The following is a 15431-nucleotide window of genomic DNA, read 5'->3' on the forward strand; positions in this document are numbered from 1 at the left end:
TGAGTAGACATGAGGGGTGAGTTTAAGTTGGCAGGACATCTTGTTCAATATGGTCGACGCACTCGGCGCAGTTATGCACGTATTAATGAGGTACTCGAGGTTCCGAACCTGATTGAGATCCAACAAAAATCCTATGATTGGTTTTTGGAGGAAGGATTAAGGGAAATGTTTCGGGATATTTCTCCAATTCAGGATTTCACTGGAAATCTGATTCTGGAGTTTATCGACTATTCTCTCGGAGAACCCAAATATACCGTTGACGACGCAAAGGAACGCGACGTTACGTATGCAGCACCGCTTCGGGTAAAAGTCCGGCTTATTAATAAAGAAACCGGGGAAGTGAAAGAGCAGGAAGTATTCATGGGAGACTTCCCGCTGATGACTGAAACGGGTACGTTTATTATTAACGGTGCGGAACGGGTTATTGTCAGCCAGTTGGTTCGCTCTCCCAGCGTCTATTTCAGCACAAAAGTCGACAAGAATGCGAAAACAACATACACCGCAACGGTAATTCCTAACCGGGGGGCTTGGCTCGAACTGGAGATGGATGCGAAGGATATTATCTATGTCCGGATTGACCGTACCCGTAAAATTCCGGTTACGGTGTTGCTGCGTGCGCTGGGCTTTGGCACTGATGCTGAGATTCTGGATTTGCTCGGCAATGACGAATATATCCGCAACACACTTGATAAAGACAACACGGATTCCACCGAGAAAGCGCTGATTGAAATTTATGAGCGTCTTCGTCCAGGTGAGCCGCCTACACTGGATAACGCAAAGAGCTTGCTAGTTGCTCGCTTCTTTGATCCTAAACGTTATGATCTGGCCAACGTAGGCCGTTACAAAATCAATAAAAAGCTTCACATTAAAAACCGTTTGTTCAATCAACGACTTGCTGAGACTTTGATTGATACAACAACTGGTGAAATCATCGCTGAAGCCGGTCAAATGGTAGATCGCCGCCTGTTGGACGAGATTTTGGCCCAACTGGAGGAATCAGTAGGCCATCGTACGTATCATGTTGCGAGTGGTGTGCTAGAAAGCAATGATATTCCACTTCAAACAATCGATGTGTTCTCACCAATTGAGGATGGTAAAGTAGTAAAACTGATTGCTAACGGAAATATTGATAAATCGGTTAAGAATATTACGCCTGCCGATATTATTTCCTCCATCAGTTATTTTATTAACTTGCTTCACGGAATCGGAAGTACGGACGATATTGACCATTTGGGTAACCGTCGTTTGCGTTCTGTAGGTGAGTTGCTCCAAAACCAGTTCCGTATCGGTTTATCCCGTATGGAACGCGTAGTGCGCGAAAGAATGTCGATTCAGGATGCTAATGTAATTACGCCACAGGCATTGATTAACATACGTCCAGTAATTGCTTCGATTAAAGAGTTCTTTGGTAGCTCGCAGCTGTCTCAGTTTATGGATCAGACGAACCCGCTTGCTGAATTAACGCACAAACGTCGTCTGTCCGCACTCGGACCCGGCGGTTTGACGCGCGAACGCGCGGGCATGGAAGTGCGTGACGTCCATCCGAGTCACTACGGCCGTATGTGTCCTATCGAGACACCAGAGGGACCAAACATTGGTTTGATCAACTCTTTGTCCACTTTTGCACGCATTAACGAGTATGGATTTATCGAAGCTCCTTATCGTTGGGTAGATCCAAAAACCGGAAAAGTTACAGACCAGATTGATTACCTGACTGCTGATGAAGAAGATAACTACATTGTAGCTCAGGCGAATGCGGAATTGACGGAGGAAAACACCTTTAAGGATGAGGTTGTCATTGTCCGTTATAACAAACAGTCTGATAACATTATTCCGATGGCTAGTAGCCGTGTCGATTACATGGACGTATCGCCTAAACAGGTCGTATCGGTCGCGACTGCACTGATTCCGTTCTTGGAGAATGATGACTCTAACCGCGCATTGATGGGTTCCAACATGCAGCGTCAGGCTGTCCCGCTTCTGATTCCGAAGTCTCCATTGGTCGGAACAGGAATGGAGCACAAGTCTGCAAAAGATTCCGGTGTTTGCGTTGTATCCAAATACAACGGAGTTATCGAACGTTCTTCGGCTAACGAAATTTGGTTGCGTCGTATCGAAACTGTAGATGGCGCTGAAGTGAAGGGCGACATTGTTAAGTATAAATTACACAAATTTATGCGATCTAACCAAGGAACTTGCATCAACCAACGTCCGATTGTGAACAGAGGAGATATTGTCAAAGTTGGCGATATTCTTGCGGATGGTCCATCTACAGAGATGGGTGAGTTGGCGTTGGGACGTAACGTTGTCGTTGCCTTCATGACTTGGGAAGGTTACAACTACGAGGATGCGATCTTGCTGAGTGAGAAACTGGTTAAGGAAGATGTATACACCTCGATCCATATTGAGGAATACGAATCCGAGGCTCGTGACACGAAGCTTGGACCGGAAGAAATCACTCGCGACATTCCAAATGTCGGTGAAGAAGCGCTTCGCAACTTGGATGAGCGTGGAATCATACGTATTGGTGCTGAAATTGGCGCAGGTGACATTCTCGTTGGTAAAGTAACACCTAAAGGTGTGACTGAATTGACAGCTGAAGAACGTCTCTTACACGCAATCTTTGGTGAGAAGGCACGCGAGGTTCGCGATACTTCTTTGAGAGTTCCTCACGGAACAGACGGGATTGTTGTAGATGTAAAGGTATTTACACGTGAAAATGGCGATGAACTGCCACCAGGTGTAAATCAGTTGGTTCGTGTATATATTGCTCAAAAACGTAAAATTTCCGAAGGCGATAAAATGGCTGGACGTCACGGTAACAAGGGTGTCGTTGCTCGTATTTTGCCTGAAGAAGATATGCCGTTCCTGCCGGATGGCACACCAGTACAGGTCGTTCTGAACCCGCTGGGCGTACCTTCACGGATGAACATCGGACAGGTGCTTGAAGTCCATCTGGGTATGGCTGCAATGCGTCTTGGTATTCATGTGGCAACTCCAGTATTCGATGGTGCCAAGGAATATGACGTATTCGATACAATGGAAGAGGCAGGCATGCAGCGTAATGGTAAGACTGTGTTGTATGACGGACGTACGGGTGATCGTTTTGAACGTGAAGTTACTGTCGGTGTCATGCACATGATCAAACTGGCGCACATGGTCGATGATAAAATCCATGCTCGTTCTACAGGTCCTTACTCTCTCGTTACGCAACAACCATTGGGTGGTAAAGCTCAATTCGGTGGACAGCGCTTCGGGGAGATGGAAGTATGGGCATTGGAAGCCTACGGTGCAGCGTACACGCTTCAGGAAATTTTGACTGTGAAATCTGATGATGTGGTTGGACGTGTTAAAACTTACGAATCCATTGTCAAAGGTGAAAATGTACCTGAACCGGGTGTTCCAGAATCATTTAAGGTCTTGATCAAAGAGCTGCAAAGCTTGGGTATGGACGTGAAGATTCTGTCTGAAGACGAACAAGAGATCGAAATGAGAGAGCTTGATGATGAGGATGACACAACCGGCGATAAGCTGAGTTTGAATCTGGAAGGCTCTGAGGTTGGCGTAGAGTAGTTTGACTGCTGACTGACTCATAACAGCTATGTTATATACCTTGATCCATTCTAGGATGGATCAGGTTTCTTGATACCGCCCGGTGCTGCTGGGCGGTATCAAACCTAAAAACTCAGGATTTGGTTAAGGAGGGTTGCTCCTTGTTGGACGTTAACAATTTCGAATATATGAAAATCGGGCTTGCTTCCCCCGAAAAGATTCGTTCTTGGTCCCGCGGAGAAGTCAAAAAACCGGAGACGATTAACTATCGTACGCTTAAACCGGAAAAAGAAGGACTATTTTGCGAGAAAATTTTCGGACCTACGAAAGACTGGGAATGTCATTGCGGTAAGTACAAACGTGTACGCTATAAAGGTGTTGTCTGTGACCGTTGTGGAGTAGAAGTTACTCGTGCTAAGGTTCGCCGTGAGCGTATGGGCCATATTGAGTTGGCTGCTCCTGTATCGCACATTTGGTACTTTAAAGGCATTCCAAGTCGTATGGGTCTTGCTCTTGATATGTCTCCAAGATCTCTGGAAGAGATCATTTACTTCGCATCTTATGTTGTAACCGATCCAGGAGATACGCCTTTGGAGAAAAAGCAACTCCTGTCCGAGAAAGAATACCGTAGCTACCGTGAGAAATACGGCTATGGCTTCCAGGCAGGTATGGGTGCTGAAGCGGTTAAAAAGCTTCTTCAAGATTTGGATATAGACAAAGAATTAGAATTCTTGAAAGAAGAGCTGCGTACAGCTCAAGGACAACGTCGTAACCGTGCGATCAAACGCCTTGAAGTTATTGAGGCATTCCGTAACTCCGGCAACCAACCGGATTGGATGATCATGGACGTACTTCCTGTTATTCCTCCTGAGCTTCGTCCGATGGTACAGTTGGATGGTGGTCGTTTCGCTACCTCTGACCTTAACGACTTGTATCGTCGTGTTATTAACCGTAATAACCGTCTGAAACGGTTGTTAGATCTAGGTGCGCCAGATATTATCGTGCAAAATGAAAAACGGATGTTGCAGGAAGCTGTTGACGCCTTGATTGATAATGGTCGTCGTGGTCGTCCTGTTACAGGTCCAGGTAACCGTCCTTTGAAATCCCTCAGCCACATGCTGAAAGGTAAACAAGGACGTTTCCGTCAGAACTTGCTCGGAAAACGTGTTGACTACTCTGGTCGTTCCGTTATCGTTGTAGGCCCGTACTTGAAAATGTATCAATGCGGTTTGCCAAAAGAAATGGCACTGGAACTGTTCAAACCTTTTGTTATGAAGGAACTGGTGAACAAAGGTTTGGCGCACAATATCAAGAGCGCGAAGCGTAAAGTAGAGCGTGTGAGTGCAGAAGTATGGGATGTGCTGGAAGAAGTAATCAAGGAGCATCCAGTTCTTCTGAACCGTGCCCCTACGCTGCATAGACTCGGTATCCAGGCGTTCGAACCGATTTTGGTTGAAGGCCGTGCGATTCGTCTGCATCCGCTCGTATGTACTGCATATAATGCCGACTTTGACGGTGACCAAATGGCTGTTCACGTTCCGTTGTCTGCGGAAGCCCAAGCTGAAGCTCGTTTGCTTATGCTAGCATCCGGCAACATTTTGAATCCGAAAGACGGCAAGCCAGTTGTTACACCTTCCCAGGATATGGTTCTTGGTTCTTTCTATCTGACTATGGATAACAAAGAAGAAGAAGGAAGCAATATGATCCTTCGCAACATGAATGAAGCTATATCGGCCTACCAACGTGGTACAGCTGGACTTCATGCTCGTGTAGCTATTCCGGTTAAAGCTTTGAATAAAACGAGCTTTACGGAAAAACAACAGGAAGCGATGTTGATCACAACGGTTGGTAAAATTATCTTTAATGAAATTTTCCCGGCAAGCTTCCCGTACATCAATGATGCTACCCGTGCGAACCTGCTTTATGGTACTGCAGAGGAGTTCTTTGTTTACGAGAAGGGTGTAAATCTTACAGAAGCCATTCAAAACGCTCCGCAAGCTAGCGGGGTAGGCAAGGATTACCTTGGTAATATCATTGCCCGTTGTTTTGAGACTTACCATACAACAGAAACAGCTGTAATTCTGGATAAAATCAAGCAGCTTGGCTTTACGTATTCCACTCGTGCAGGGGTAACCGTTGCTGTGTCGGACGTAATCGTGCCGGTGGAAAAACAAGAGATTCTTAAGGGATCCGAAGACAAAGCGCAAGTTGTAACGAATCAGTACCGTCGTGGTCTGATTACGAATGAAGAACGCTATGACCGGATTATCGATATTTGGTCTAAAGCGAAAGATGATATTACCGAAGTATTGATGAAGTCCATGGATCGCTACAACTCTATCATGATGATGGTGGACTCCAAAGCGCGGGGTAACAAATCACAGATTACTCAGCTCGGCGGTATGCGTGGTCTGATGGCCAATCCATCCGGACGTATTATCGAACTCCCAATCAAATCAAACTTCCGTGAAGGTCTGACAGTACTCGAGTACTTCATCTCCACTCACGGAGCGCGTAAAGGTTTGGCGGATACAGCCCTTCGTACGGCTGACTCTGGTTACCTGACTCGTCGTCTCGTAGATGTGGCACAGGATGTTATCGTGCGCGAAGAAGACTGCGGAACGGATAAAGGCTTCACAGTAAGTCGTATCCAGGACGGTAAAGAAGTAATTGAGGATCTCTATGACCGTCTGGAAGGTCGCTATTGCTTTGAAACGGTACGTCATCCTGAGACTGGCGAGATTTTGGCTAGACGTAACGAATTGATTGACTCCGACAAAGCTGAAGCGATTGTTAAAGCTGGTGTACACAAAGTTCAGATTCGTTCTGTACTAAGTTGCCGTGCTAAACATGGCGTCTGCAAGAAATGTTACGGTCGCAATCTGGCTACTGGTAAACACGTTGAGATTGGTGAAGCAGTTGGTATCATCGCTGCACAATCCATTGGTGAGCCAGGAACACAGCTTACTATGCGTACGTTCCACACAGGCGGCGTAGCGGGTGACGATATTACACAAGGTTTGCCTCGTATCCAGGAGCTTTTTGAAGCACGTAATCCTAAAGGTCAGGCAACTATTAGTGAAATTGACGGTACAGTTAAAGAAGTTCGTGAAGGTAAAGACCGCCGTGAGATCGACATTCAGGGTGAAGCCGAAACGAAAACATACTCAGTAACGTATGGTTCCCGCCTGCGCGTAAGCGAAGGTATGACTGTTGAAGCTGGGGACGAACTGACGGATGGTTCGATTGATCCTAAAGAAATGCTACGTATTAAAGGTATTCGCGGGGTACAGAACTATATCCTTCAGGAAGTTCAACGCGTATACCGGAACCAGGGCGTAGAAATCAACGACAAGCACGTAGAAGTTATGATTCGTCAAATGTTGCGTAAAATCCGTATCATTGATGCGGGCGACACGATCTTACTTCCAGGCTCCTTTGTTGATGTCCATGAGTATGAAAATGCAAACAAGATAGCGATTCTCAGCGGCCAAGAACCAGCGGTAGCCAAGCCGGTACTACTCGGTATTACCAAGGCATCTCTGGAAACTGACTCCTTCTTGTCAGCAGCATCCTTCCAGGAAACTACTCGTGTCCTGACTGATGCAGCTATTAAAGGCAAGGTCGATCAGTTGCTTGGACTGAAAGAGAACGTAATTATTGGTAAATTGATTCCTGCGGGAACAGGTATGAACCGTTACCGTAGCGTGAAATTTGCCCAACCGGAAGAGGGGCAGTCTCCATCTGAGGAGCTCGAACCAATTTCGGCCGAGTAATATAAAAATAGTATGATTGCCGGAACACCGTAGACATAAGCTTTGCATAAAAGCTACAGCAGACGGTGCTCCGGTGCTTTTCAAAAATGAATCGTACTAGTCTGTTTAAATGAATTATAGTTTATAATTGTCTTGACATTACTTATAGTCAATGCTAATATAGCAAAGGTGCGTGAGCAGCCTATATGCTATTGGGTCTTTTCGGAGGAATGAGATATGTCTAAAGAACAAGGACTGCAAGATGCTCATGTCAAAATCGGTACCAAACAAACCATTCGTATGGTAGAATTGGGCTTTGCCTCAGAAGTATATGTGGCAGAAGACGCAGATCAGCGTCTCACTTCCAACATCATTGCTTTGTGCAACAAGCAAGGAGTCAAAGTGACTCTCGTAGACACAATGAAAAATCTCGGAGCTGCATGTGGGATTGAAGTGGGAGCCGCAATGGCTGCTATCGTAAAACAATAGGGTAAGGAACGTTTTTGTCTAAGGAATTGTTATTCTTGGCGGCAAAGACTTTTCATTTGTTCTTTTATGAACCGCCTGGGTCTGTGGGCTTAGATAAGGTTTGTAAAGTAACAGCAAAAATTGAGGAAGGGGGTGGCAACCAACATGCCAACTATTAACCAACTGGTTCGTAAAGGACGTCAAGCCAAAATCGAGAAATCGAAATCACCGGCTTTGCAAAAAGGTTTTAATGCCTTGAAACGTGAAGCTACCGACATCAGTGCCCCGCAAAAACGCGGAGTGTGCACTCGTGTAGGTACTATGACTCCGAAAAAACCAAACTCCGCACTTCGTAAATATGCTCGTGTTCGCTTGACGAACCGTGTAGAGGTGACTGCTTACATTCCAGGTATTGGACATAACCTTCAAGAACACAGCGTAGTGCTGATTCGCGGCGGTCGTGTAAAAGACCTTCCGGGTGTGCGTTACCACATCGTTCGCGGTGCTTTGGATACTGCAGGCGTAAACAACCGCATGCAAGCTCGTTCCAAATACGGCGCAAAACGCCCTAAAGCTAAAAAATCCTAATGAATATAAACCGCGTATGTCGGTTTAACATGTAAGAAAGGGGGATATCCATGCCACGCAAAGGTCCAGTTACCAAAAGAGACGTGTTGCCAGATCCGGTATACAACAGCAAGTTGGTTACCCGCTTGATCAACCGCATCATGCTCGACGGAAAACGAGGCGTTGCTCAAAGCATTCTGTACAATGCGTTCAAGCTTATCCAAGAACGTACGGGGAATGACCCGATGGAAGTTTTTGAAGCAGCTATCAAGAATATCATGCCAGTCCTGGAAGTTAAAGCACGCCGTGTCGGCGGTGCCAACTACCAAGTACCAATCGAGGTAAAACCAGAAAGACGTACGTCCCTGGGATTACGTTGGCTCGTAAACTACTCCCGCAACCGCGGTGAGAAAACCATGGAAGAGCGTTTGGCGGCTGAAATTATTGATGCTTCCAACAACACAGGCGCTTCCGTGAAAAAACGTGAAGACACGCACAAAATGGCTGAAGCGAACAAAGCGTTTGCTCACTATCGTTGGTAGGATTCAGCTCAAAAAAATAACTTCAATTTTGAAGGGAGACCCATTTCATGGCAAGAGAGTTCTCCTTGAAAAATACACGTAATATCGGGATCATGGCTCATATTGACGCGGGTAAAACCACAACAACAGAGCGGATATTGTTCTACACAGGCCGTACGCACAAAATCGGTGAAGTTCACGAAGGCGCTGCGACAATGGACTGGATGGAACAAGAACAAGAGCGCGGAATCACGATTACTTCCGCTGCGACGACCGCTGCCTGGAAAGGTCACCGCGTCAATATCATCGACACCCCGGGGCACGTTGACTTCACTGTTGAAGTTGAACGTTCCCTTCGTGTATTGGACGGAGCAGTTGGTGTTTTCAGTGCGAAAGAAGGCGTTGAGCCTCAGTCCGAAACCGTATGGAGACAGGCTGATCGCTACGGCGTTCCACGGATCGCATATGTAAACAAAATGGATATCATTGGTGCCGACTTCCTGAATGTTGTCTCTGACATGCGTGATCGCCTTCAAGCGAACGCAGTTGCGATTCAATTGCCAATCGGCGCAGAAAATGATTTTACTGGTATTATCGATATCGTTGAACAAAAAGCTCATATGTACAAAGATGATCTTGGTCAAGATATCGAAGAAGTAGAAGTTCCTGCGGAATTCAAAGATCAAGTTGAAGAACTTCGTAATGAATTGATCGAGAAGGTTGCTGAACTGGACGAAGAATTGACAATGAAATACCTGGAAGGCGAAGAAATTTCGGTTGCCGAAATTAAAGCCGCTCTCCGTAAAGGTGTTGTAGAAGTTAAAATCTTCCCAGTTATCTGTGGATCTTCTTACCGCAATAAAGGTGTTCAGCTGATGTTGGATGCTGTTCTCGACTATTTGCCGGCTCCTATTGATGTGCCAAGTATTCAAGGGCATTTGGAAGACGGTACGGAAGTTGAACGTCACTCTTCCGATGAAGAGCCATTCTCCGCATTGGCATTCAAAATCATGACGGATCCTTACGTTGGTAAGTTGACATTCTTCCGCGTATACTCCGGTGTTCTTCAATCCGGTTCTTACGTATTGAATGCAACAAAAGGTAAACGCGAACGTATCGGACGTATTCTTCAAATGCATGCGAACAGTCGTCAAGAAATCACTGTAGTTTACTCTGGTGATATTGCAGCTGCCGTAGGTTTGAAAGATACAGGTACAGGTGATACACTGTGTGATGAGAAGAGTCCTGTTATTCTCGAGTCCATGAACTTCCCTGATCCGGTTATCGAAATCGCGGTTGAGCCTAAAACCAAAGCTGACCAAGATAAAATGTCTGTAGCTCTCGGTAAGTTGACTGAAGAGGATCCAACTCTTCGCGCTCATACTAACGAAGAAACAGGTCAAACCATCTTGGCGGGTATGGGTGAGCTTCACTTGGACATCATCATTGACCGTATGCGTCGTGAGTTCAAGGTAGAAACAAATGTGGGTAAACCACAGGTTGCTTACCGTGAAACGTTCCGTGCTCCAGCACGTGTCGAAGGTAAATTCGTTCGTCAGTCCGGTGGTCGTGGTCAATATGGTCACGTATGGGTTGAGTTCGAACCGCTCGAGCCAGGTACTGGTAGTCAATTCGAAAGTAAGGTAGTCGGCGGCTCTGTTCCTAGAGAGTACATCGCTCCTGCTCTTGCTGGTATTGAGGAACAAATGAAAAACGGTGTTATCGCAGGCTTCCCGCTTGTGGACGTTAAAGCTACAATCGTGGACGGATCATACCATGATGTCGATTCCAATGAAATGGCATTTAAAATTGCCGGATCAATGGCGCTGAAAGCAGCGAAAGACAAATGTAAACCAGTATTGCTCGAGCCGATTATGAAAGTTGAAGTAACGGTTCCTGAGGAATATATGGGTGACGTAATGGGTATGTTGAACTCCCGTCGTGGTCGGATTGAAGGTATGGATTCCCGCAGTGGAGCTCAAATCATTCGTGCGAAGGTGCCTTTGTCCGAAATGTTCGGATACTCGACTACACTTCGCTCCGGTACACAAGGACGCGGCGTGTTCTCCATGGAACTCTCTCATTATGAAGAAGTACCGAAGAGCATTGCTGAAGAGATCGTTGCCAAAACCAAAGGCGGCGAGTAATACAATGTATCAGCTGACCGGCATGCTTAAGGTTTTACCAAAAAGGCATCCGGCAGCCTAAAATAAAACAAGTTATTGAGGAGGAATTGTTCAAATGGCAAAGGCTAAGTTTGAACGTAACAAACCGCACGTTAATATCGGTACTATTGGTCACGTCGATCATGGTAAAACTACTTTGACTGCTGCAATCACAACTGTATTGTCCAAAACTTACGGTGGTGCTGCTGTAGCATTCGATCAAATCGATAAAGCTCCAGAAGAGCGCGAACGCGGTATCACAATCTCCACTGCACACGTGGAATATGAAACACCTAACCGTCACTATGCACACGTTGACTGCCCAGGTCACGCCGACTATGTTAAAAACATGATCACTGGCGCTGCACAAATGGACGGAGCGATCCTGGTTGTATCCGCAGCTGACGGCCCAATGCCGCAAACTCGCGAGCACATCCTGTTGTCCCGCCAAGTTGGTGTTCCTTACATCGTTGTATTCCTGAACAAATGCGACATGGTTGAAGACGAAGAGTTGCTGGAATTGGTTGAAATGGAAGTTCGCGACTTGCTGAGCGAGTATGACTTCCCAGGCGACGACACTCCAATCACTCGCGGTTCCGCTCGTGAAGCACTGCAAAACCCAGATGGCGACTGGGCTAAGAAAATCGTTGAAATGTTCGAAACAATCGACACTTACATCCCAACTCCAGAACGCGACACTGACAAGCCTTTCCTTATGCCTGTCGAGGACGTATTCTCCATCACTGGTCGTGGTACAGTTGCTACAGGCCGTGTAGAGCGTGGTACAGTTAAAGTGGGCGACGAAATCGAAATCATCGGTATTCAAGAAGAATCCCGTAAATCCGTAGTAACAGGCGTAGAAATGTTCCGTAAATTGCTTGATTCCGCTCAAGCTGGTGACAACATCGGCGCACTGCTTCGCGGTGTAGATCGTGCACAAATCGAGCGTGGTCAAGTATTGGCTAAACCAGGTTCTGTTAACCCACATACAGAATTTTCTGCTCAAATCTACGTTTTGACTAAAGAAGAAGGCGGACGTCACAAACCTTTCTTCACTGGTTACCGTCCACAGTTCTACTTCCGTACAACTGACGTAACTGGTATCATTACTTTGCCAGAAGGTTCTGAAATGGTAATGCCTGGTGATAACATCACAGTTACTGTTCAACTGATCAACCCGATCGCTATCGAAGAAGGAACTAAGTTCTCTATTCGTGAAGGTGGACGTACAGTTGGCGCTGGTGCTGTAGCAACAATCTCCAAATAAGAAGGCTTTAGCCTTTAAATAGAGCAACAGTGTACTGGAACGAGTAACGTTGTATTGGAACGAAGCTAAACGAGCCCCTGCCCTGGTGCGGGGGCTTTTCTCTTGGGAAAAATCGCGAGCTGCGAGCACAACTGCATCTCTTGAAAATAAGATGCATTGTTTTTTCGTTTTTGCTTGCAATAGGCAGAACTATTCGATATAATAACTAATGTTGTTTGTGACTGTGCGATGATGTGAGAGGTTACTGACACACCCGGCCCCTTTGCCATGGGAGGGCTGTCGGAAAATTTTCACGGAGTATGTCCGATACCAAATTGGGCGATAGAAGGAGGGACTAAAATGGCAAAGCAAAAAATTCGTATTCGTTTGAAAGCTTACGATCATAGAATTCTTGATCAATCCGCTGAGAAAATTGTTGAAACAGCTAAACGTTCGGGCGCAGGTGTATCCGGGCCAATTCCGCTGCCAACTGAAAAACAAATCATTACTATTCTCCGTGCGGTACACAAGTACAAGGATTCCCGGGAGCAGTTCGAAATGCGCACACACAAGCGTTTGATCGACATTGTTAACCCGACTCCACAAACTGTGGATGCCTTGATGCGCTTGGACCTGCCGTCCGGTGTAGATATCGAAATTAAATTGTAATATGTAATTAGGAAAAGAAATGAGGTGTCAACATGAAAGGTATCTTAGGAAAAAAACTCGGAATGACTCAAGTGTTTACCCCTGAAGGTAACGTACTTGCTGTTACGGTTATCGAAGCAGGTCCTTGTGTTGTTCTGCAAAAGAAAGATCTGGAAAACGATGGATACGAAGCTATCCAACTCGGTTTCTCTGATAAGAAAGAAAAAAGATCCAACAAACCTGAAGCAGGACATGCGAAAAAAGCAAATACTGCACCTAAGCGCTACGTTCGTGAACTTCGTGGCATCGACCTTGCTGCGTACGAGGTTGGCCAAGAACTGAAGGCTGATGTCTTCACAGAAGGCGAGTTCGTTGACGTAACAGGTATTTCTAAAGGTAAAGGTTTTGCCGGCGTTATCAAACGTTGGGGACAAAGCCGCGGACCAATGGCACACGGATCGCGTTACCACAGAGGTCCAGGTTCTATGGGGTCCATTCAAGCTAACCGCGTTCCTAAAGGTAAACACCTTCCAGGACACATGGGGCATGAAACGGTAACGATCCAACGTCTTGAAGTTGTTAAGATCGATACAGAACGTAATGTATTGCTCGTGAAAGGTTCCATTCCAGGGCCTAAAAATAGCTTCGTTAAAGTATTAGAAACGGTGAAAAAATAAACAACTGAAGAAAGGAGGAACACGAAATGCCAAAAGTAGCACTATTTAATATTAGCGGCAGCCAAGTTGGTGAAATTGAATTGAACGACGCAGTGTTCGGTATCGAGCCGAATAAGCACGTTCTTCATGACGCTGTTGTTATGCAATTGGCTTCCCTGCGTCAAGGTACTCACAAAGTAAAAGGACGTTCTGAAGTACGTGGTGGCGGACGTAAACCTTGGAAACAAAAAGGTACTGGCCGCGCTCGTCAAGGTTCGATTCGTGCACCGCAATGGGTTGGTGGCGGTACTGTATTCGGTCCGACTCCACGCAGCTATGCTTACAAATTGCCTAAAAAAGTTCGTCGTCTGGCGATCAAATCGGCGTTGTCATCCAAAGTGATTGAGAATGAAATTATCGTATTGGACGCTCTTACACTGAACGGACCTAAAACGAAAGAATTCGCAGCCATTTTGAATAACCTTAAAGCTGATCGTAAAGCATTGATCGTAGCTCCTAGCTATGATGATAATGTAGCACTGTCCGCTCGTAATATTCCTGGTGTGAAGTTTGTAGCCGCAGACGGCATTAATGTTCTTGATGTGCTCGGACACGACAAACTGATCATTACGAAGGAAGCAGTTCAGAAGGTAGAGGAGGTGCTCGCGTAATGAAGGATCCTCGTGATATTATCAAACGTCCGGTTATCACCGAACGTACGGCTGGTATGATGAATGACTTGAAATACGTTTTCGAGGTTGACATTCGTTCTAACAAAGTCGAAGTTAAAAAAGCAATCGAAGCCATTTTTAACGTGAAAGTAAGTAACGTAAATACGCTTCGTGTTCCTGCAAAACCAAAACGCTACGGACGTCATTCCGGCTATACGAGCGAGTGGAAAAAAGCGTTCGTAACGCTGAGCAAAGACAGTAAGCCGCTTGAGTTTTTTGAAACGGTATAATTGAAACTGTAAAGTAAGGAGGGAAACTCAGTGCCAATTAAAAAGTATAAACCAACGTCCCCGGCCAGACGTGCTATGTCTGTATCTACTTTCGAGGAGATTACAACTAATCAGCCCGAGAAATCGTTGCTGGCACCTCTGAGCAAGCAAGCTGGACGCAATAACCAAGGTAAAATTACAGTTCGTCATCAAGGCGGCGGACACAAACGTAAATACCGTATTATTGACTTCAAACGTAACAAAGATGGAATACCGGGCCGCGTTGCTACGATCGAATATGATCCAAACCGTACGTCCAACATCGCACTTATCCACTATGTGGATGGTGAAAAACGTTACATCATCGCTCCTAAAGGTCTGAAAGTAGGAGACGAAGTGGTATCCGGTGCAGGTTCCGATATCAAAATCGGTAACTCCTTGCCGTTGGAAAACATTCCAGTAGGTACGGTTATCCACAACATCGAATTGAAACCGGGTAAAGGTGGTCAACTCGTTCGCGCCGCTGGTACGGAAGCCCAACTTCTTGGTAAAGAAGAAAAGTATGTTACAATTCGTTTGACTTCTGGTGAAGTTCGCCGCATTCTGAAAGTTTGCCGCGCTACAATCGGTTCTGTAGGTAACGAAGACCACGAACTGGTGAAAATCGGTAAAGCTGGTCGTAGTCGCTGGTTGGGACAACGTCCTGAAGTTCGCGGTGTTGTAATGAACCCTAACGATCACCCACACGGTGGTGGTGAAGGTCGCGCTCCAATCGGACGTAAATCTCCAATGTCTCCATGGGGTAAACCAACCCTTGGTTACAAGACGCGTAAAAAAGGTAAAGCATCTGATAAGTACATCGTTCGTCGTCGTACTAAGTAATAAAACGTGCGCTTAAGTCGCACGTTAACAT

General features: G+C 46.0%; 12 protein-coding genes. All 12 read left to right on the forward strand.

The window, feature by feature from the left end:
* The first annotated feature begins 27 nt into the window (after window positions 1-27).
* The 12 genes from rpoB (at window position 28) to rplB (ending at window position 15400) form a co-directional block, all read left to right on the forward strand.
* Window positions 28-3573: a DNA-directed RNA polymerase subunit beta gene (gene rpoB, locus ACL9RM_RS24145; protein ID WP_061831396.1), complete on the forward strand. Its 3546-nt coding sequence runs from the start codon at window positions 28-30 to the stop codon at window positions 3571-3573.
* Between the two features lie 140 nt (window positions 3574-3713).
* Window positions 3714-7328 carry a DNA-directed RNA polymerase subunit beta' gene (gene rpoC / locus ACL9RM_RS24150; protein WP_029514492.1) on the forward strand — a complete coding sequence of 1205 codons (3615 nt, stop codon included), beginning with the start codon at window positions 3714-3716 and terminating at the stop codon, window positions 7326-7328.
* A 216-nt stretch (window positions 7329-7544) separates the two neighbouring features.
* Entirely contained in the window at window positions 7545-7796 is a 252-nt protein-coding gene (locus ACL9RM_RS24155) for a ribosomal L7Ae/L30e/S12e/Gadd45 family protein (protein WP_007432588.1), read from the forward strand.
* Between the two features lie 144 nt (window positions 7797-7940).
* Window positions 7941-8363, forward strand: a complete 423-nt coding sequence (gene rpsL / locus ACL9RM_RS24160) for a 30S ribosomal protein S12 (protein ID WP_007432587.1) — start codon at window positions 7941-7943, stop codon at window positions 8361-8363.
* A gap of 50 nt (window positions 8364-8413) precedes the next feature.
* Window positions 8414-8884, forward strand: a complete 471-nt coding sequence (rpsG, locus tag ACL9RM_RS24165) for a 30S ribosomal protein S7 (RefSeq protein ID WP_007432586.1) — start codon at window positions 8414-8416, stop codon at window positions 8882-8884.
* Window positions 8885-8931: 47 nt separating this feature from the next.
* Complete coding sequence (gene fusA / locus ACL9RM_RS24170; protein WP_029514491.1) at window positions 8932-11010, forward strand: elongation factor G; 2079 nt, start codon at window positions 8932-8934, stop codon at window positions 11008-11010.
* Between the two features lie 94 nt (window positions 11011-11104).
* On the forward strand, window positions 11105-12295 hold the full coding sequence (gene tuf / locus ACL9RM_RS24175) for an elongation factor Tu (RefSeq protein ID WP_023990558.1): 1191 nt from the start codon (window positions 11105-11107) through the stop codon (window positions 12293-12295).
* A gap of 339 nt (window positions 12296-12634) precedes the next feature.
* A complete protein-coding gene (gene rpsJ, locus ACL9RM_RS24180) occupies window positions 12635-12943 on the forward strand; it encodes a 30S ribosomal protein S10 (RefSeq protein WP_005544556.1) in 309 nt (102 codons plus the stop codon).
* Window positions 12944-12975: 32 nt separating this feature from the next.
* The gene (gene rplC, locus ACL9RM_RS24185) at window positions 12976-13599 is read left to right on the forward strand and encodes a 50S ribosomal protein L3 (RefSeq protein WP_013312161.1); all 624 of its coding nucleotides are present in this window, start codon (window positions 12976-12978) and stop codon (window positions 13597-13599) included.
* 26 nt (window positions 13600-13625) lie between these two features.
* On the forward strand, window positions 13626-14249 hold the full coding sequence (gene rplD / locus ACL9RM_RS24190; protein ID WP_013312160.1) for a 50S ribosomal protein L4: 624 nt from the start codon (window positions 13626-13628) through the stop codon (window positions 14247-14249).
* Window positions 14249-14539 carry a 50S ribosomal protein L23 gene (rplW, locus tag ACL9RM_RS24195; RefSeq protein ID WP_013312159.1) on the forward strand — a complete coding sequence of 97 codons (291 nt, stop codon included), beginning with the start codon at window positions 14249-14251 and terminating at the stop codon, window positions 14537-14539. The genes rplD and rplW overlap by 1 nt, the downstream gene beginning before the upstream one ends.
* Window positions 14540-14569: 30 nt before the next feature.
* Window positions 14570-15400: a 50S ribosomal protein L2 gene (rplB, locus tag ACL9RM_RS24200; protein ID WP_013312158.1), complete on the forward strand. Its 831-nt coding sequence runs from the start codon at window positions 14570-14572 to the stop codon at window positions 15398-15400.
* Window positions 15401-15431: the final 31 nt, after the last annotated feature.

The sequence above is a fragment of the Paenibacillus sp. S29 genome (assembly GCF_049319765.1).
GTDB classification, from domain to species: Bacteria; Bacillota; Bacilli; order Paenibacillales; family Paenibacillaceae; genus Paenibacillus; species Paenibacillus polymyxa_B.